General features: G+C 53.9%; 17 protein-coding genes. 6 read left to right on the top strand and 11 right to left on the bottom strand.

The genetic code is table 11. The features are described from left to right. Positions 1-201, top strand: a 201-nt coding sequence (locus tag HRQ63_RS25750; RefSeq protein WP_216673984.1) for a hypothetical protein, incomplete at its 5' end; no start/stop codon positions are given. A 303-nt stretch (positions 202-504) separates the two neighbouring features. Here HRQ63_RS25750 and HRQ63_RS17545 read toward each other — a convergent pair. Next, on the bottom strand, positions 505-2,097 hold the full coding sequence (locus HRQ63_RS17545) for a gluconokinase (RefSeq protein ID WP_172246178.1): 1,593 nt from the start codon (positions 2,095-2,097) through the stop codon (positions 505-507). Between the two features lie 204 nt (positions 2,098-2,301). Next, complete coding sequence (locus HRQ63_RS17550) at positions 2,302-2,970, bottom strand: TorD/DmsD family molecular chaperone (protein WP_172246200.1); 669 nt, start codon at positions 2,968-2,970, stop codon at positions 2,302-2,304. Positions 2,971-3,433: 463 nt separating this feature from the next. On the opposite strand from HRQ63_RS17550, the gene HRQ63_RS17555 reads away from it, so the two are divergent. Next, on the top strand, positions 3,434-4,684 hold the full coding sequence (locus HRQ63_RS17555) for an MFS transporter (protein WP_244966324.1): 1,251 nt from the start codon (positions 3,434-3,436) through the stop codon (positions 4,682-4,684). A gap of 130 nt (positions 4,685-4,814) precedes the next feature. Here the strand turns inward: HRQ63_RS17555 and HRQ63_RS17560 are convergent, their stop codons facing one another. After that, complete coding sequence (locus HRQ63_RS17560) at positions 4,815-6,518, bottom strand: glutamine--tRNA ligase/YqeY domain fusion protein (RefSeq protein WP_172246204.1); 1,704 nt, start codon at positions 6,516-6,518, stop codon at positions 4,815-4,817. A gap of 331 nt (positions 6,519-6,849) precedes the next feature. Between HRQ63_RS17560 and HRQ63_RS17565 the strand changes: the two genes are divergently transcribed. Then, positions 6,850-7,407: a GNAT family N-acetyltransferase gene (locus HRQ63_RS17565; protein ID WP_172246206.1), complete on the top strand. Its 558-nt coding sequence runs from the start codon at positions 6,850-6,852 to the stop codon at positions 7,405-7,407. Between the two features lie 18 nt (positions 7,408-7,425). Here HRQ63_RS17565 and HRQ63_RS17570 read toward each other — a convergent pair whose 3' ends face one another. The 3 genes from HRQ63_RS17570 to HRQ63_RS17580 form a co-directional block, all read right to left on the bottom strand. Continuing rightward, a complete protein-coding gene (locus HRQ63_RS17570) occupies positions 7,426-7,926 on the bottom strand; it encodes a GNAT family N-acetyltransferase (RefSeq protein ID WP_172246208.1) in 501 nt (166 codons plus the stop codon). 82 nt (positions 7,927-8,008) lie between these two features. Beyond that, entirely contained in the window at positions 8,009-9,217 is a 1,209-nt protein-coding gene (locus HRQ63_RS17575) for an MFS transporter (RefSeq protein ID WP_172246210.1), read from the bottom strand. A gap of 266 nt (positions 9,218-9,483) precedes the next feature. Further along, complete coding sequence (locus tag HRQ63_RS17580) at positions 9,484-11,604, bottom strand: molybdopterin-containing oxidoreductase family protein (protein WP_172246886.1); 2,121 nt, start codon at positions 11,602-11,604, stop codon at positions 9,484-9,486. Between the two features lie 347 nt (positions 11,605-11,951). On the opposite strand from HRQ63_RS17580, the gene HRQ63_RS17585 reads away from it, so the two are divergent. Further along, complete coding sequence (locus tag HRQ63_RS17585; protein WP_172246212.1) at positions 11,952-12,761, top strand: hypothetical protein; 810 nt, start codon at positions 11,952-11,954, stop codon at positions 12,759-12,761. A gap of 206 nt (positions 12,762-12,967) precedes the next feature. Then, positions 12,968-13,552 carry an LOG family protein gene (locus HRQ63_RS17590; protein ID WP_172246214.1) on the top strand — a complete coding sequence of 195 codons (585 nt, stop codon included), beginning with the start codon at positions 12,968-12,970 and terminating at the stop codon, positions 13,550-13,552. A 218-nt stretch (positions 13,553-13,770) separates the two neighbouring features. Here HRQ63_RS17590 and HRQ63_RS17595 read toward each other — a convergent pair whose 3' ends face one another. Beyond that, the gene (locus tag HRQ63_RS17595; RefSeq protein WP_172246216.1) at positions 13,771-14,607 is read right to left on the bottom strand and encodes a formate/nitrite transporter family protein; all 837 of its coding nucleotides are present in this window, start codon (positions 14,605-14,607) and stop codon (positions 13,771-13,773) included. A gap of 242 nt (positions 14,608-14,849) precedes the next feature. On the opposite strand from HRQ63_RS17595, the gene HRQ63_RS17600 reads away from it, so the two are divergent. Next, a complete protein-coding gene (locus HRQ63_RS17600) occupies positions 14,850-15,803 on the top strand; it encodes an aminoglycoside phosphotransferase family protein (protein ID WP_172246218.1) in 954 nt (317 codons plus the stop codon). Positions 15,804-16,028: 225 nt separating this feature from the next. On the opposite strand, the gene HRQ63_RS17605 is transcribed toward HRQ63_RS17600, so the two are convergent. From HRQ63_RS17605 to HRQ63_RS17620, 4 genes are all read right to left on the bottom strand, one after another. Next, entirely contained in the window at positions 16,029-17,423 is a 1,395-nt protein-coding gene (locus HRQ63_RS17605; protein ID WP_172246220.1) for an FAD-dependent oxidoreductase, read from the bottom strand. 384 nt (positions 17,424-17,807) lie between these two features. Further along, entirely contained in the window at positions 17,808-18,686 is an 879-nt protein-coding gene (locus HRQ63_RS17610; protein ID WP_172246222.1) for an ABC transporter ATP-binding protein, read from the bottom strand. A gap of 292 nt (positions 18,687-18,978) precedes the next feature. Next, positions 18,979-19,425, bottom strand: coding sequence for an AbrB/MazE/SpoVT family DNA-binding domain-containing protein (locus tag HRQ63_RS17615; RefSeq protein WP_172246224.1), 447 nt, complete (start codon positions 19,423-19,425; stop codon positions 18,979-18,981). Between the two features lie 413 nt (positions 19,426-19,838). Then, a complete protein-coding gene (locus HRQ63_RS17620) occupies positions 19,839-20,033 on the bottom strand; it encodes an aspartyl-phosphate phosphatase Spo0E family protein (protein WP_229714329.1) in 195 nt (64 codons plus the stop codon). Positions 20,034-20,086: the final 53 nt, after the last annotated feature.

Consider the following 20,086-nt stretch of genomic DNA (forward strand, 5'->3'; position numbering starts at 1 on the left):
GGCTCGGCTCGGCTCGGCTCGGCTCGGCTCGGCTCGGCTCGGCTCGGCTCGGCTCGGCTCGGCTCGGCTAACGGATTCTATGTCCTTCAGAAGCCGAAATCAACCCTCTTCGCGATTTTAACGGATCACATATCCGTTAGCCGCTTTTTCATCGCTTTTGCCAACAAAATCAAGCCAATTCCTATTCTAAGCGTCACCTGAATCCGTTAGAATTTTCAAACCGCTAAAAACAGCTTCTAAGCGTCGCCTCGATCCGTTAGAATCTCCGGACGTTCGAGAACAGTCTTCGAATGTCTCCCTGTTTCTTGAACGTTCATCAATCGCAACGATCCAACCGGATCGATCCGATCATAACGTATTAACCTTGCCGTCCAAGCACCTAGCCAACCATACATTATCCATCACGTCTGCGCCGATCTGCATCGATCCTCGCCGATAACCGCCTACATCAGACCTCGCACGTCGAGCACGTTTAAAAGCAACAGGATTCCATCCCGCGTCACATCAATTTTGCCGCTCCGCTTTGGCATGACCGTTTTCGCTTTCTTCTTCCTCGTTCACGCCCGTTCCCCGCTGAAGCTCCGCAATCTCCGGGAACACCGGTTCCAACTGCTCGTAAACGCGTTTGAACAGCGAATAATACTGTTCGTACGTTTTGAAGCGACCGGAGTCCGGCTCGTGCGTGCGCAGGATATGGATTCCGTTTTTCAAGTCGGCATAATCGCCGATCGCCCCGTCCGCTTTCATGGCGACGGCTGCCGCGCCGAACGCGGAAGCTTCGTACGTATCGGGCACTACCACCTGAGTCCCCGACAGGTCCGCCAGCATCTGCGTCCAAATATCGCTTTTGGCGAAACCGCCCGAAGCCAGCAGCGTACGGCGCTCCCCGCCAAGTTCCGTCAACGCGTCGTATACCGTCCGCACGGCAAACAGTACGCCTTCCATCGTGGCCCGGCCGAAATGCGCCCGCCCGTGATGCAGCGTCGCTCCGAAATAAGCGCCGCGCGCATCCGCGTTCCAATAAGGCGCGCGTTCGCCGCTCAAGTACGGCAAAAACAGCAGCCCTTCGGAGCCCGGAGGCACGGAATCCGCCAGTTTGACGATCCGATCGAGCGCCTGCTTTTCTTTCAGATCGCCGCTTTCGCCTTCCTCTTCGTCGATCACGAACTTCTCCAGATACCAGCGCAGCGCGATGCCGCCGTTGTTCGTCGGCCCGCCGACGAGCCAGCGATCCTGCTCGAACGCGTAACAGAAGGTCCGGCCGGCCGGATCCGTCGACGGACGGTCCGCGAACGAGCGAACCGCGCCGCTCGTGCCGATCGTCACGGCGGTTTCGCCTTTGCCCAGCGCGCCTACGCCGACGTTCGCCAATGCGCCGTCGCTTGCGCCTGCGATCCAAGGCGTGTCGGGATGCAGGCCCATCCGATCGGCCAGCTTGCGGTCCATGCCGCTTAACCGCTCGGTAATCGGCACGATCTCGCCCAGTCGATCCGGCGATAGCCCGGTCAGACTTAGCGCCGAATCGTTCCATTTCAACGTATGCAGATCAAGCATGCCGGTTGCCGAAGCGAGCGAAAGATCGAGCGCGTACCGTCCGAACAACCGGTGCAGCAAATATTCTTTGAAAGATACGAATTTGGCGGCTCGCTTGAACAGCTCCGGCTCGCGGTCGGCAAACCACAGCAATTTGGTCAGCGGAGACATCGGATGGATCGGCGTTCCCGTGGCGCGGTACAATTTGCCGGCTTCGCGGCCTTTCCGCAAAGCGTTCACCTGTCCGATGCTGCGATTATCCGCCCAGGTAATCAGCGGCGTCAGCGGATGTCCGTCATGATCTACGGCCATCAGGCTGTGCATCGCCGCGCTGATGCCGACCGCCGATATATCGTCGGCATGGGCCTTAGCGTCCGTCATCGCTTCGCGAATCGCGTCGATCACCGCATCCAGCAATTCGTCCGGCCGCTGCTCCGCCCGTCCCGCTTCGGGAACGAGCAGCGTGTACGCGGACTGCGAACCTCCGCGAATTTTTCCTTGTTCGTCGTATACAAAAGCTTTAGTGCTCGTCGTACCGATATCCAGCCCGATATACAATCCCATCCGTGCTTCCTCCTTCGCTTCCGGACGTCGCTTGGCGCCAGGCTTGGTCGGACCGCGGAGATCCGCGATCCGTCGACTCGCCCGCCTATTCGCCAAGCGACGATACCCGGTCTATGCCTCATTTGGACGTGCGGCGAGCAATCGAAACAAAAAAGCCGCGCGCTTCCTTCCCGAAAGAAGAAAACGCGCGGCTTGCTCGTGTGCCTACTTGCTGATCCGGTCGCTCAACCAGGCATAATCGGAAGCAATCAGTTCTTCCATCAACGTGCACAGGCTCAAGTACAGCGGACTTTCCGTATGTTTGCGAAGTTCGCCGCAAAACGCGGGCACCCAGGTCAACAGATGCCGTTTGACGAATCCCCATTGGATACGCGTAAGCTGCTCGCATTCGCCTTGCGAACGCACGCCTTGCTCGGTCAAGCGCTCGGACAGCACGGCCATGAATTCCAGTTCCATGCTCAGCTCGTCGTCTTTTTCCCCGGAAGTCTTGTTGAGGATCACGCCGGCCCGGTCGTATTCCGCGCTGACGCGCATCGCGGCCAACTCCGCTTCGCATCCGGCGTAGAAAGATTCACGCAGCGGAATGCCCGCCTGACGCTGTCCGACCAATCGATCGTACTCCGACGTTTCGTTTCGGCAAAAAGCTGCCAACGAAGCCGTGTCGGGCTCGGAAATGATCGTTTTGAACTGATCGAAAGCTTCGCTTTCCCATTCCAGCCGTTGCAGTTTCCCGCGCCATTTCATCACCAGATGCACGCTCGGTCTATAAATAATAAAATCGCTTAACAATTGATACATCATCCATCGGGTATGCGTCCATTGATTCTCTTCTCGCTCCATCGTAACCGCCTTTTCCATCGTCGCACTCGTCATGGACATGAGCCTCCTTATGGGAATAAGCGTCCGGAGTCATTCCGATCGGGATCAAAGAATCCGGTCGCCCATTACTTATTCTGAAATGTTCGGGTTGCGTACGCTTACACTTAAATTATACCCGCAATTTGAAACAGCTCGAATAGCATGATGTGACAAAACGGTAGCAGTTCTGATCGAGGCGCGTCTTTTCGAGTAAGCTTCGCGTGATTTCTTTTCGACACAACCGACAATTTCGCAAACGGCATACTGTCGAAGCTGCATAAGAGTAGGCTTTTTCAATATGATTTCCCTTTCTTCTATTAACGCTTTAGATGATTTTGTTGTAATCTGTCTTGGGAAGGACTATATTGTCGATTAGGGACCCTGCCGTCCGGCTTGGTTCCCTCGCTAAACCTTACACGAAATGAAAGCCCTTACTTATTCGGACCAAGACCGATTTTCCGCAAGGAGCGTGCTCGACTTGTCGCAACCACAATCAAATCAACCTCAAAATCAACCTTCAAGCCCTTCGCCTTTCCTCCCGCTCAAAGCCTTCAATTTCTTCCTTTACGGTGCAATTGCAGTCTTCGCCAGCTTTTTCCCGCTTTATTTGCAAGACGGGGGCATGAGCAAATTGGAGATCGGAACGCTGATGGCGATCGGGCCGTTCGTGTCGCTGATCGCCAATCCGTTCTGGGGATACTTGGGCGACCGGCTGGAAAATACGCGGCGCATGCTGATCCTGATGCTGGCCGGCACGTTGGTGCTGTCCCAGTTCGTCTTTCACGTGCAGTCGTATGCCATGATCTATCTGGCGATGATCGCTTTTTATTTTTTCCAAAGTCCGGTCTTCGCGCAGAGCAATACGATGATTCTCGGCTATATCGACGGAACGAATCGAAAATTCGGCGGATTCCGACTCTGGGGTTCGTTAGGCTGGGCACTGACCGCCGCGGCGGCAGGATTCGTTATTGATCGGGCCGGAACGTCGCCGGGCGTACCTTGGTTATTCACCGGTCTCATCGGTGCAACGCTGCTGGTAGCAGTCGTGCTGCCGTCGCTTCGTCGTCCGGCCGCGACCAGCATCGTCGCGCCCGGCGGCTTCGGCAAGGTATTGGCTAACCCGACCTTCGCGAGTTTCCTGCTGCTGGGTGTACTGGTCTCTATTCCGAATGCGATGAACGGAACGTTCATGACGCTCTACATCACCGACCTCGGCGGATCGCGTCAGATGGTCGGCTGGGCCGTCTTTTCCGCATCGGCTGTCGAAGCACTGTTCTTCCTGTTATTCGACCGCTTTTTCCGCAAAAAATTGGGCTTCATGATGGTATGCCTGACTGTGGTGAGCGCATTGTTCGCCGTTCGTTGGTACCTCATGTCGACCGTGACCGATCCGATGCATATCGTCTATATCCAGATGCTGCACAGCGTGACGTATGCCGGCTACTTTTACGTGGGCACGCTGATGACCAGCATGTTCGTGCCGACCGCGTACCGGGGAACGGGACAGGCTCTGTTCACATTGTCGTGGAGCGGCGTATCGGGCATCGTGGCGGGCATTCTCGGCGGCTGGATGTTCGACAATTTCGGAGCGCCGATGATGTACCAGAGCGGTACCGTGCTGTCCGTGATCGGAGCCGTCGGCTTCACCGCGATGGGCTATACGCTGTACCGAAGCGGTCAACTGACTCCGGCAGCGGCTTCCAACGTTTCTGCGGGGTCCAAAAGATAAAGATGGACAAGTTCGGGAAAAACGATATGACGCAAAAAGGTCCCGATTCTCCGGCGCGCGGAGAGCGGGACCTTTCGATGTTTCCGGTTCCGATATTTATCGTTTGATACCTATCGCCGGAAGCTTCATCTTATTTCTTCGGCAGCTTGAACGAGCTCTTCATCGACACGATGCGGCCGAAGACCGGTTTTCCCGGCTCGGACAGCTTCGGATCAACGTTGAAGTAGCCGTGACGGAAGAATTGGAACTTGTCCTGCGCTTTCGCGTCTTGGAGCTGAGGCTCCACGAATCCGTGCACGATTTCCAAAGAGTCTTTGTTGACCTTTTTCAGGAAATCGTCCACTTCGTCCGCGGATACGTCGTTTGTTTCGTCCGTCGCCAGCTCTTCCGATTCTTCGTCTTCGCCGAGCAGCGGCTCGTACAAACGGAATTCGGCCGGAACCGCCGCGGAAGCATCTACCCAGTGGATCGTGCCTTTGACTTTGCGGGCGTTGAAGTCGCTGCCGCTTTTCGTTTCCACGTCATAGGTACAGTGGATTTCGACGACATTGCCGTTCTCGTCCTTGATGAAATCATGGCATTTGATGAAATACGCATGCTTCAGACGAACTTCGTTACCCGGGAACAGACGGAAATATTTGCTGACCGGCTCTTCCATGAAGTCGTCCTGCTCGATATAGATTTCACGCGAAAACGGAATTTGGCGAATGCCCATCTCTTCGTTTTCGGTGTTGTTTTCGGCCGGCAGCAGTTCGCTTTCGCCTTCCGGATAGTTGGTGATGACCACTTTCAGCGGACGCAGGATCGCCATCGTGCGCGGTGCTTTGAGCTTAAGGTCTTCGCGTACGAAATGCTCCAGCGTTTGGATATCGACCAGGCCCTGGCTGCGCGAAATCCCCGTCTCGTAAATGAACGCTTTGATCGCTTCCGGCGTATAGCCGCGGCGGCGCATCCCCGAGATCGTCGGCATGCGCGGATCGTCCCAGCCGTCGACCAGGTTTTCTTCGACCAGTTTGCGCAGCTTGCGCTTGCTCGTCACCATCGTCGAGACGTTCAGGCGGCCGAATTCGTATTGACGCGGCTGAGCCTCCATCTCGCACTGCTCCACGACCCAATCGTAGAACGGGCGTTGATCTTCGAATTCGAGCGAACACAAAGAATGCGTCACGCCTTCGATCGCGTCTTCGAGCGGGTGCGCGAACGTGTACATCGGGTAGATGCACCATTTGTCGCCCGTGTTATGGTGCGTCGTATGCGAAATGCGGTAGATGACCGGATCGCGCAGGTTGATGTTCGGCGATGCCATGTCGATCTTCGCGCGCAGCACGCGTTCGCCGTTTTGGAACTCGCCGTTACGCATGCGCGTGAACAGATCCAGGTTTTCTTCCGTGGAACGATCGCGGTACGGGCTGTTTTTACCCGGCTCGGTCAATGTGCCGCGGTTCTCGCGAATCTCGTCGGCCGATTGATCGTCGACATAAGCAAGTCCTTTGTTGATTAACAGGACGGCGCGCTCATACATTTCATCGAAATAATCCGACGCGTAATACTGGTTATCCCATTCGAATCCGAGCCACTTGATATCTTCCTTGATCGAGTTCACGTATTCCACGTCTTCCTTGACCGGGTTGGTATCGTCGAAACGCAGGTTGGTGCGTCCGCCGAACTCGTCAGCCAACGCGAAGTCGATAAAGATCGCGCGAACGTGCCCGATATGCATGTAGCCGTTCGGTTCCGGCGGGAATCGGGTCACGATTTCTTTGACTTTGCCGTTCTTCAAATCTTCTTCGATGATGCTTTTAATAAAATTCGGTGGGGTCTTGGCGTTCTCCACATCGATCAACCTTTCGTTATGCCCGGATATACCGGTTTTTAACCGTTATGTCTGCTCTTTTCGGCCTCTGCTCTTGCTCTACACTTCAATATAACGCAAATCAGCCTTGCCGTTCAATAAAAACGCCTGTCTTTTACTCGGTATAATGTTTTGTCAACTCTTAATCAGAGGATTACGTTTGGCTGAAACTCACACGCTTTAGGTGTGTTTCAGACGGGCGTAACCTCACTTTTAGCGTTGACAAAGCAATAGACCGCTTGGGCGGTTTTGACGCACTCCGTGTGTTGGAGTAGCATAAGGAACATCATCCCCGCGAAAAGGAGACCTCTCTATGTTCAGCCTGCCGTTAAAAGAATCCGTACAGCTTAAGCCCCTGCGCAGCGGTCACGCCCCCGAGCTGCTTCAATTGATCGAAGGCTCCCGTCACACGCTGGGCCCCTGGATGCCGTGGACGCAGCAATTGCGGGAGCTTGAAGATGCCGAAGAATTTATCGGCAATGCCGCCCGGCTTTATGCCGACAACGACGCGGTTACCGCCGGGCTGTGGGAACGCGAGCGATTGGCCGGAGTGATCGGCTTTCACGAGATCAACTGGCGCAGCCGTTCGACCCAGATCGGGTATTGGCTGGGTGAATCGTTCGAAGGACGGGGCTTGATGTCGCTGGCTTCCCGGGCGCTGATCGACTATGCCTTCATCGAGCTGGGCCTGCATCGGATCGAGATTCGCTGCGCGACGAACAACCAGCGCAGTCGGGGAATCCCTGAACGGCTCGGCTTTCTGCTTGAAGGCGTTCTTCGCCAAGCCGAGAAGCTGAACGACGGTTATGCGGATCATGCGGTCTACGGAATGCTGGCCGAAGAATGGGGCGCGAAACGGCCGCTTTTTTAAGTAGGTTATCCATCCCTTTTACAGAAGCCAGCAGCTCATGAGTACGTCATCGACGAACTTTCCGTCAATATGATACTCCCGCTCCAGCTTACCTTCCATCGCGAAGCCGCAGCGCAGATAGAAACGAATGGCGTCTTCATTGGTCGACAGCACGCGCAGGCGCAATTTTTTCACGCCCCGACGCATCGTGTGCAGCTTGATCGCCGCAATGAGCTTCCGACCGACCCCCATCCCTTGGTAAGCCGGATGGACCGCGATGTAGATCTCCGCCACATGCGCGTTGCTGAACATCAGAGTCGGCGGCCGCCAACCGATGCAGCCCACCACGATTCCGTCGCATTCGGCCACCAATTGATTCTCCGGCGGGCAGTTGCGCAGATAATGCGTACGCGACTTCCAGACCGGAATCTGCGGCGAGTTGCGAGAATTCCACACCAGCTTATCGATCCGCATCAACGGCTTGGCATCTTTTATCGTCGATTCGCGAATCGTGACTTCGTTTTCGATCGTTCGCTTCATCCCCGCTCCTCCTCTACTCCCTTTTGGGTTACCCCGACAATCCGGCTTTGCACGGTTTCTCTTTTCAAGCAACTTGTCCGATCTATTCCGCCATCATCGCTTTGGGCGAACGTTGAAGTCGATGGTTCAGCACGAAGAACAAACAGGATAAGACCGCCGCTGCCACAGCCAGCCATGCGACAGGCCCAAGCCCGCCCCTATCGTACAAAATCCCCATGATATAAGGTCCGATCACTCGTCCTGCTTGCCCGATGCCGCCGGATACCCCGAGATAGAACGGCGCATTGGCGCTCGTGCGCTCGGAGATAAAAGCAGGCATGGCAGGCTGGAATAAAATCTCGCCGATCGTCGCCAGGAACATCGCCGCGACCAGCGCTCCGTAATGAGGGAATAGCAGAATAACCAGATACCCCGCCAGATAAAATAAGCTGCCTGCGGTCATTTGCGATTCCGGCTTGCGGGCGAAAGCACGCTTCATCCAGGAAATAAGCGGCTGAAGCGCGAAGATCAGCACGCCGTTCATCGTCCATAGAATACTGTAATGGGACGGCGGCTTGCCTTCCGACAAAATCGCCGGCGATACGCCGCCGTTCCAAATGCAATTGCCGAGCCATAAGAATAACGCGCCTAGGCCCATATACAGATAAACGCGGGTGTTCATCAGCAGCGGCAGCGCTTTTTGCTGACGCTTGGACGCTTTCGCTTCAACATGCAAACCGCCTGCCCGATCGACGCGATTCAAATAAACGAAGAAATAGACGGCAAACAACAGGCACGTAAAACCGTTCAGTACAAAAGTGAGCGGAAACGAAAGTTGAGCCAGAGGTCCGCTCAGTGCCGTACCCAATGCAACGCCGATATTGTTGCCGACATAGATGGTATTGAAAATTTCGCCTCGGCGCGAAGCAAAGCGGAAGCCGATAAAAGCCTGGATCGCAGGCAGCGTCATCGCATTGCTGAAGCCGACGATCAGCATCGTCGCCATGTACAATCCCCAATGGCTGCTGACGATCGGCAAAGCGAACAGCGATAACGCATTGATAAACAGCGAACCGACCAGCAGTTTTTTCACGCCGATCCGATGATACATCGCGCCGCCGACCAACTGTCCGGCGATCCCGCCGAGCGATTGCAGCAAAATGACCAGTCCGGCATCCTGCATGCTGCGGCCCAGTTCGCCGAACACGTACATGGTGGTCAGCGGCCACATGAGCGCGCTGCCGGTAGAGTTGATCAGGCTGGCCAGCAGCAAGGCCTGAATTTCTTTGGGATAACGTTGGAGCCAATTCATGTACGTTCTTGTTCCTTTCTTTGTCGAGCTGAGGCTGGCGGGAAAGTCACTTTGGCGAGGGAAGCGAGAAGACTGCGAGAAAAATTGCCAGCATACGCTTCCGAAGTGCATTTCTTCGAAATGCTTCACAAGACGCTGTCTCACTCGGAAAATGGATTGGATTGAAATAAGGAATTTTCCGAGTTCAAAGGCGTCTTTCACTGAATTTTTCTCTCCGTCTTCTCGCTTCCAGCTGCGTCGGACTTTCTCGGCAGGTTTTTATGTTTTTATAAAGAAAATGATTTGGGCTTCGGCGTCTCCGCTTTCTGCGCGTGTCTGACTTCGACCGTTGTTGAAAAGAAAGTCGCGCCGCCGCCCATGTCGGCGATTCGGGACGAAGTGAGAGCGTTGGCCAGGCGGCGTTTGTTGGTGCCGTTTTCGCCGGGGTTCGTGTTCCACCATAATCCTTGGCTGACGACGGTTCCCGGCAGCATCAGGTCGGTGACGACGGCTTTCAGCGCATAGACGCCGCGGGCGTTGTACGCTTCGACGAGCTGTCCGTCTTCGATGCCGCGGGCTTCCGCGTCGTGCGGATGGATTTGAAGCGTCGGTTCTTTTTCCATCGACTGATGCTTCTCTACGTTGGCGAACGTGGAGTTCAGGAAGTTGTGATTGGGCGGACTGACGAACATAAGCGGATACGCGGTATGCTTATGTTCGCGATTCTCGCCGTCGAAGCCTTCCTCAAGCGGCATGTAGGTTGGGAGCGGCGGAAGGCCGAGTGCTTGAAGCTGCTGCGAATACAGTTCGATTTTGCCCGAAGGCGTCGTCAATCGCTGCAAGTAATCGGCTTTGGGCGACATATCCAGTTCGACGAAACGTTCGGCTTGCAGACGCTCCAGCGTCACGCCTTTCAAATAAGGGTTATCCGGGTTGTCCAACGCCGCGCGAACGACGGTCGCTGCCGGCTCGCGGAAAGCTTCGTCTTCAAAGCCCATCGCTTGAGCCAGCAGACCGAATAGCTCGAAGTTGCTTTTGCTCTCGCCGACCGGTTCGATCACAGGCTCTTGAAGCTGCACATAATGATGCCAATACGACGTATATAAATCGGTATTTTCGAAGCTTGACGTAGCAGGCAGCACGATATCCGCATACTTCGCCGTATCCGTCAGGAACAGTTCGTGCACGACGGTAAACAGGTCTTCTCGCTCCAGTCCCTCGCGTACGCGGTCAGACTCCGGCGCGACGACGGCGGGATTGCTGCCGAACACGAACAGTCCTCTTACTTTCGGCTCGGTTGTCAGCAGCGCATCGGCCAACTTGTTCATATTGATCGTGCGAACGCCGGGATTCGGCCGCAGATCGGGACGCGTCAGCGCATCGTCGTTCAGCGAAGCGTACGAACCGTTGGACTTGAACGCACCGCCGCCGCGCGTCCATTGTCCGGTCAATGCGGGCAAACAGGATACGGTGCGCACCGCCATGCCTCCGTTATCGTGATGCTGAAGCCCGTTGCCGATATGAATATGGCTCGGCGACGTCTCTCCGTACATCATCGCCAGCCGAATAATATCGTCGACGGGCACGCCCGTGATGCGCGAAACCCGCTCAGGCGTATACGCTTTGGCGTGTTCGCGCAGCTCTTCGTGCCCGACGGTATAGGCTCGAAGGAATTCGTCGTCCGTCAGACCGCGTTCGAACAGCACATTCATCATACCGAGCGCAAGCGCCGTATCCGTGCCCGGGTACAGCGGAATGAACCAATCTGCCCGGCGTCCGGTCAGATTTTTATGCACGTCGATCACGACGATCTTCGCCCCGTTTTTGCGGGCCTGCTCCATCAGGACGGCCTGGTGCATGCTTGTGCTGACGATATTGCCGCCCCATACGATAAACAGCTTGGCGTTCAGCGTATCCTCCGGACTTGAACCTCCGCCGAATCCCATCGTATACTTCCAACCGGTATTCCCTGCGGAATTGCAGATCGTATAGGCAAGCTTGGACGCCCCAAGTTTGCCGAAGAAACGTCGATCCATGCCTTCCGCGTTCAACGCGCCCATATTGCCGTAAAAGCTGTACGGGAGGATCGAATCCGACCCGTGCTCGGCGGACAACCTCCGAAACTTTTCCGCGATCTCCGCAAGAGCTTCTTTCCACGAAATGCGCACGAAGCGCCCCGATCCTTTTGGACCGGAACGCTTCATGGGATAGAGCAACCGATCCGGATGATGGACCTTTTCGGCCATATGCCTGACTTTATTGCAGATCGCCCCTTTGGTTGCGGGATGATCGGGATTACCTGTGACTTTGACGATTTTGCCTTCTTCCTTGTGCAGCAGCAGGCCGCAGGTGTCCGGGCAGTCGAGCGGGCAGACCGCCGGAAACACGCCGCTAGGCCGTTCGGTCATGGACATGACGGACGGCTCCTTTCTCCAATAAAATCATAAATTCTTCCAGGCCTTCATTGTAGCATAATTTTTCGGCAAAATATTTTTTCGGAAGCTTAGCATACAAGTGTTTCAATTGGACGTACTCGCGGTTATTTAAAAGCATTGGCAATTAGGCGGTAAATGATGTCCCCTTCATGAGCTGTACCTGCTGCCATATCATGGACCACTCCCGAAATTCGCCTTCACAAGCTCCTTCCCCCGGACTTGTGAAGGCGAATTTATTTTGTATGACTTTTTCTTCCCTTGACGCGTCTATACCCTATAGGTGCATCTTTATTACGCGTTCATTCGAGGAGGAGAAGACTTTGCTTACAACGAAAACACGCATCGCCGCCATAATCGGAGCAGCAGCAATCTTGGCGCTCACCGCCTGTTCGCCAACCGAATGGGCCAATCAAGTGGTCATGGATCGGATGATCCAAGTCAAGCGCTATCCCGATCAGCAGCGCCCTTCGGTCGGCTACGCGGCGGCTTTTATCGGATATAAATGGAAAAGAGGCGGAGAAACGCAGCCTCGCGCAGCCTGGCAAAACGTGCCGGAAGTCCAAACGATGTACGATCCCGAAGAAGTGGACCTCGGCGCGTCGAATCAAGGCATATCGGTTCGCGTCAAAACGATAACGGGCAAGTCGCTGGAAGACATCGTGAAAGAAGCGGCGGCCTACGAATACAAGCATCAAGTGGACGGGATTCATATCGATGCCGAAATGGTCGACGGCGATTATGTGCTGGCCTCGTTTCCGTATATTTATCGCGGCGAGCCTTATCAAGGAACCGTATTGGCGAAACGCAAAGGAAACAGCTACGTCTATGATCGTTTGAACTTTTCGCCCGAATTGACCGACGAAGGCAAATCGCTGCCGTTCGTTCCCGGCACGGGCTCGATGAGCCTCCCAGGTCAAGAAGAAAGCCTGTCCTGGGTCGGAGGAACGATCAACGATAAGCGGATTCATCGGATCGTCATGAACTATGAACTGGGCAAGATCGAGATCCCGATCGAGGACGATCAGACGACTTACATCCGGGCGGATCGCGGGGACGTCATGGAATCGGAGCTTTTATACATCGAAGGACAAGACGAGAACGGCAAAGCGCTGTATACCTGGCAGTATTAAGTGCGGACAGGGTTTATTGGGCTTTAGGCGACGCGGCCAGCACTCTGTATCAAGTGAAGGCATTAGTCTGTTCAACTTCGATTCGACGGCTTTTAACATAAGTTTTACCTAGCGTTCGGACCTGTTAGCTTCGGCGGCGCTATGTTATATTGAGCCTAATGCAGCAGCAGGTTTATCCATTTTTCGAAAAAGGAGAGGCGCACATCATGCCAAACACCATTGCCGTATTCTGCGGTTCAAGAGAAGGGGCTTCACCTGCTTATATGGAAAGCGCGCGCGCACTCGGTCTTGAAATGGCCAAACGCGGAATCACGCTCGTGTACGGCGGCTCGCGAGTCGGTCTGATGGGTGCGGTCGCCGATGCCGTGCTGGAGAACGGCGGAAGCGCCATCGGCGTGCTGCCTACGTTCATGCAGACGCGCGAAATCGCGCATCTGGGCTTGACCGAGCTGATCATGGTCGAGTCGATGCACGAGCGCAAAGCCAAAATGGCCGAGCTGGCCGAAGGCTTCGTAACACTGCCCGGAGGCTCCGGCACGATGGAAGAATATTTCGAAGTTTTCACCTGGGCGCAGCTTGGCTTACATGCCAAACCGATCGGCGTGCTGAATGCCGCAGGCTATTACGATCCGCTGATCGCACTGTTCGACCGGATGACCGGCGAAGGCTTCGTTACGCCTCAGCACCGCGAGATTCTGTTAACCGCTCAAGAGCCGTCGGCGCTGCTGGATCAGATGCAAGCCTACCGCGCGCCGGAAGTGCCGCAGATTCTGACCGAAGAACGGACTTAGTACCTTGAGCGCATTAAATTTAAGGTTTGCGTCCATCGGAAACATGCACGGTTCAAGCGGGTTTTCGGGGGGCATAACCTAACATCTTACGCGGTCAAGGTACCCGTACGTTTTCTCGCTTTGATCTTTTAAAAACGGCAGTAAAAGAACCTGTGCACGCCGCCTTTTGCGCGACGATCTACAGGTTCTTTTTCAGCTCAACGTATCGAGGACTTTTTTCAGGCGTTCTTTTGCAACTCTTGAGCGCCATAGCCGACTTGTCCCGCCGGAGCCGCTTTCGCTTCAGCGGGTTTGCGCAAGTAGGTGCCCCAATAAGCAGCGGCGACGAAGATCGCTCCGCCCGTGAGGTTGCCGAGCCATACCGGTACGAAATTCGCGAAGTACTGGGCCCATGTAAAATGTCCTTCGAAGATCGCGGCCGGGATCAGGAACATATTCGCCACGACGTGCTGGAAGCCGATCGCGACAAACGCCATCGTCGGGAACCAAATGCCGAGGATTTTCCCGCTCATATTGTCTGCTCCGTAGCTAAGCCATACCGCCAGAGCGACCAACCAGTTACAGCCGATGCCGGAGATAAACGATTGCAAGAAGGTGCTGTCGATCTTATGCCCGGCCATATCCACCAGCTTGTCCAGATAAGGGCCCGAAGAAGTCAGACCCACGACGTGACCGAAGAAATAAGCAACGAAGATCGCCCCGGCAAAGTTCGCAATCGTGACCAAAATGAGGTTTTTCACCATTTCTCCTGTCGTAATGCGGCGCGTGATGCGTGCCAGCGGTACGGCCATCATATTACCTGTCAGCAGTTCCCCGCCGGCAAGCAGAACCAGGATCAGTCCGACCGGGAACACGGCCGCCCCGATAAAGTTCGCCATGCTGCCCCATTCCTCCGGCGTGTTGGCAATCACCCGAATATCCAGCAGGAATCCCAGCGCAATAAACGCCCCGGCCAAAAATCCGAGGATCAGAACGGAAGAAAGCGGACTGTGCGCCTTCTTGACGCCGTTCTCGACCGTAACTTCTGCGATTTGCGGCGGTTTGTTGTAAGCCATTATTGTCGTCCCCTTTATAGCTAAAATTTGAACAATTCCTTCTCGTACCCCATTTTAGCCTAGACGGCCGAGCGAGTACGTGATAAACCTCATAAAATCACGAATAAAGTGAATAATTTCACGTATTTTCAGGAAATTTATTTCCTTCATTGTCCATTAGGGCGATCCCTATCAGCGTCCCATATTTTCCCTATTATTTTTCTCGCCTGATCCATATAGTGTATACAAAAGGGGGTTTCACGATGAAAAACACTTCTTCGATTCCGGATTGGATGAATAACATCCCGGATTCGGACCGATGGCAGACGGCAGAACCGATCCTCAAAGGCTGGTCAGCCGATCAAAAGTACCGAATCTTTACGCATGACGGTCGCTCTTTGCTGCTGCGCCTGTCCGATGCCTCTTTGGCGGAAGCCAAAAAAGCCGAATTCGAGCGTGTCCGCCAAGCCAGCGCGCTGGGAATTCCCATGTCCTTTCCCGTTGCCTTCGGCATATGCACAGGCTCAGGCGCTCAAGGCGGACCGGAGGGTCAACCTTTCGTCTATTCGCTGCTGGATTGGATCGAAGGCGAAGATGCACAAGATATCCTTCCTCATCTTGCGGATGACCAAGCTTACCGTCTCGGGTGCGAGGCCGGAGAATGGTTACATCTCATGCACACCCTCCCCGCTCCGGCAGGGAGCGCTTCTCCGGCCGCTGCCGCCCGGTCGGAGATCGAACGCAAACAGGGCAAGTACGATTCATGCGGTCACCGCCTTCCCTTCGATCGCGAACTGATCCGGCAGATCGAAGCCCGTCTTCCGCTCCTGGAAAACGCCGCTCCGGCATTCCGTCAAGGCGACTACCATCCGGGAAACATGATTCTGGCGCCCGGCGGCAGCCTGCACATCATCGACTTCAACCGTTCCGATTACGGAGACCCTTATCGCGATTTCAACCGCTTGGTGACCTTTACGAGCCGGATCAGTCTTCCTTTCGCCAAAGGACAACTGGACGGTTACCTTCAATCCGAACCGCACCCTCCGGACTTCTTCGGACGCTTATCCCTCTACTGCGCCTTGGAATGCCTGTACGCTATCGTCTGGGCCGCCCCCTTCGGCGAACCCGAAATCAGCGATACCCTGAAGCGCTCCCGACAAATCTGGACCGACTTCGACGGCTTCAAGCAAAACGTCCCGATCTGGTACGACAAATAAGCCGTGCGACGCATTGCGCCGCACGGCGGAGCCAAACCCGAATAGCCGTCCGTGGCCGCAACGCGGCGCCAGGACGGCTTTTTCTTTTATCTCTATTCTTATTTTATTAAAAGTCCGAGCACGGACGCCTGTAGCAAGCGGAGGGAGAAATTCAGTTTAAGACGCCTTTGAACCCGCAAGGGTGAGACAGCGACTTAAACGAATTTCTCCCGCAGCCCCAGCTTCTTAGGCGTTCGTCTGCTCCTTCACCGAACGTGCCGCTCTTTCCTCCGCCTCCGAAGCCGGCTGCGCGTCCATCGCCGCGAAGCCCAGCGAGTTCAGGTAGTTCCACGGTTTGTTGTAGTGCGGTTGGAAGAAGAAGTCGACGAAGGCCAGTTCTTCGACGGTCATCTTGTTTTGAATGCAGACCGACAGCGTGTTGATCGACTGCGTGAGGTCTACCTTCGACATCAACTGAGCGCCGACGATGCGGCGGCTGTCTTTTTCGAACACGATCTTGAAAGTCGCTTTTTCGTACTCCGGCATAAACTCCGGACGGTAGTTGTCTTCGAACGTCGCCACGGCTACGTCGAGGCCCGCTTCGCGAGCAGCCACTTCGATCATGCCGGTAGCCGCGATATTGTTTTCATAGATTTTGATGCCGCTTGTGCCTTGGGTGCCCATGTAGGCGATCTTTTTCTCGACCAAGTTCAAAGCAACGAGCGTACCCATGCGGACGGCATTCGTCGCAAGCGGGATGTAAGCGGCTTTGCCTGTCGGATTGTAACGGATCGCGCAGCTGTCGCCGGCGGCGTATACGTCTTTGACGCTGGTTTCCATATAGTTGTCGACCAGGATCGCGCCGTTCGGCAGCATGTCGACTTGATCTTTGAGCAGCTCGGTGTTCGGACGGAAGCCGATGCACAGGATAACCATGTCCGCTTCATGTTCGCCTTTCGACGTGACGACTTTTTGGACTTTGCCGTCTTTGCCTTCGAAGCGCTCCACTTTCTCGTCCAATGCCAGCGTGATCCCTTTTTCCATCAACGAGTCTTCGATACGGTCCGTGAACTCGGCGTCCAGGTACTTGCTCAGGATACGTTTTTCCGCGTCGATCAGCGTCACTTCTTTGCCGTTCATTTCGAATGCTTCGACCAGCTCGACGCCGATGTAACCCGCGCCGATCACGACGACGTTTTTGGCGGTTTTCGCTTTTTCGATGATCATATTGGAGTGATTGAAGTTTTTCGACAAGATGATATTGTCCAGCTCGATGCCTTCGAACTGCGGAATGATCGGCCACGAACCCGTAGTCACGATCAGCTTGTCGAACGTGTCGTCGAATTCTTCGCCGTTTTCCAGGTTGCGCACGGTAAGGGTCTTGCCCTCGGCATTCACGTTCAGCACTTCATGACGCATGCGGGTCTTCACGCCCAACGTCATCAAATGTTCCGGCGAAGAATAGAAAAGGCCGTCCGGGTCTTTGACCACGCCGCCGACGTACAGCGCGATGCCGCACGAGAGGAAAGAGATATTGTCGTTGCGCTCGTAAACGGTAATTTCGGCATCCGGGTAAAGCTTGGCGGTGCGGACGATAGCGGCGGTTCCTGCGTGCGTACAACCGATAACTGCGATTTTCATGAGTGAATTCCTCCAATAGGATGATTTTTTATGAGACATGACTTTGCTTGCAAAGTGATGTGAAAATTTGTACATAAGGTTTTAAAAAAAAGATTTTCTAACAACTACCCGGCTCAAGGTGCAGTGACGCTTTATTGTGAAATTCTTCACCTTGCTAGCTGAGTTAGTTTGTGAATGTGTTCACCTGATACCCTTATTATAGTGTGACATTTTTCACATTGCAAGAGGTAAACCTTAAATTGAGACGAATTTCACATAGTTGTCACAAAAAGCTGCTTTTTGATCGATCTCATCGCATCTAAGCGTAAGATTTATCATGGAAATGCGAAAAACCGCATGCCCAAGCTTGCTCGGCATACGGTTTCCTATCGGCGGATTGTTTTCTTATTGCGAAGCGGTACGGCGCACTTCGCCGCCGCTTCCGTTATTGAGCGGCATGACGCCTTGTACGGCAGCATCGCGTTTGCGTTCTTCCGACAACGCGTACAGCGCGTACGGCAGGCACAGCGGTACGCCCGTGCGCGGATCGGTCACGATGTCCGCTTCGATGCCGAACACTTCGTGCATGACGAGCGGGCACATGACTTCGAGCGGAGTCCCTGAAGCCAGTGCTTCGCCCTGCTTGATCGCGATCATATGTTGGGCAAAACGGGACGCATGGTTCAAGTCGTGCACGACCATGACGATCGTCCGGCCCTGCGTTTTGTTCAAATCGTAGAGCAGTTGAAGAACTTCGAGTTGGTGCGCCATATCCAAATACGTGGTCGGTTCGTCCAGGAACAGAATATCCGTTTCCTGAGCCAGCGCCATCGCGATCCAGGCACGCTGACGCTGACCGCCGGAAAGCTGGTCGATCGGACGATCATGGAATTCGCGCATGCTCGTAACGTCAAGCGCCCATTCTACGACCTTTTTATCTTCAGCCTTCAGCGTACCGAAGCCCTTTTGGTGAGGAAAACGACCGTAGGAAACCAGTTCGGTCACGGTGAGTCCTTCCGGCGCGGTCGGCGTCTGCGGCAGAATTGCCAGCTGCTTCGCGATTTCGCGGGTCGATTGTTTGTGAATGGACTTTCCGTCGAGCAATACGCTTCCGTTTTTCGGGCGCATCAGGCGGGCCATCGTTTTCAAGATCGTCGATTTGCCCGAGCCGTTGGCTCCGACCAATGCGGTAATTTTCCCTTGCGGAATTTCAATATTAAGATCCTTGACGATCAGACGATCCTCATACGCGATATCAAGGTTAGTTGTGCTTAAACGGAACATAGAGTGAATCATTCCCTTCCGAAAAGTCTTTAGCCCTTATGTGAAAACCAAATGGAGTTGCTCGTCTGCGTCCATACTATAGCCATCATCAGAACTTCATTCTTTCTTCATTACTGTTTAAGATACTGATAATCATTATCAAATGTCAAGTTAAATTTAAGCCGTGCCATTTTGTTAACCAAGACAAAAAGGCCCAAAAGCCCCCTTGGCTTTTGGACCTCTCCCATCGGGAAGTCGCACAACAAACACGTGCTAATAGAGGATTGGTAGTTTGGAAACGGGCAGCGAGCGTCTAGGATTTGTACTTCAATTGCTTTTTGAGCTGGCTTACCCGACTCTGGCTGATTCCCAACATTTGAGCAATCTCGCTTTGACTGGCTTCCGGATGGTCGATCAGTGCCTGCTCCAGGCGCGGCAGCATATCCGACACCCGAATCCGCTTCTTGGATGCAGATTCGTCAATGGTCGGAGCGTGAGTCACCGGCACGACCGGTGCATGCTTGAGTTCCTGTAGACAAGAAGCACATACGAATTGATCCTTATAATAGACAACGCTATCCAGCGTGCGACAGAATGAACATTCCGTCGACTTATATTTACGCATGACAAGCATGCCGTCGTCCGTTACGAAAAATTCCAACGAATCGCCGATCTCGATATTCCTCGTTCCCCGAATTTCGCTAGGGATCACGATTCGCCCGAGACTATCCAAACTACGAATCATACCGGTATCCTTCATTTTGAATTCCTCTCTATGTGAAATTAGAGTTTAGCTAAAAGGTTTATTTAATATGCAGTATAGCATATTTCGGAATAATTTCTACTTTTTGTTTAAAAAATTACTGAATATCCAAATGCGATTTGTAAGGCCTTCCAAGGCGAAACCATGCTAAATTCATTGTAACTGCAAAGCGTATGTACATCAAGATAACAAAAAAATAAAAAAATAAAAAATGTAAACATGATTCATCTTTTAAAATTTTGTATAGAAAAAACCGCTTTGATCAAAAGACGGATCGGTGGGGCCGGAATCCATGCGTTTTGACAAAACGGTTTTTCACGAGATTTCATTGTACGGCTTCAGCATCATCTAATAGTTCAATCGAAAGCCGTCAGACTTCTGTCGACTTGCAGCAAGCCATACTGTTGCAGTTACCTCGCTCCTACTTCCGAACGTCCCGATTTCTGACGCTGCGCGAGTACAATATAAGCATCCAACCGCTGGCTTAATTCGACAACGTCCCGGTCACAAAAACTCTTATGTTCCGTGATCTTCAGCAGCTCATGCCGCAAACGTTCGATCATGGTGTATAGCGGTTCTTCGTTGCGATAAGAATTGTAAGCCAATGCGGTCACCTTCCCTCTCGTGCTTACTTTTTAATCATAGCCTTTGATAGTAA

This window comes from Saccharibacillus endophyticus, assembly GCF_013185185.1.
Taxonomy (GTDB): domain Bacteria; phylum Bacillota; class Bacilli; order Paenibacillales; family Paenibacillaceae; genus Saccharibacillus; species Saccharibacillus endophyticus.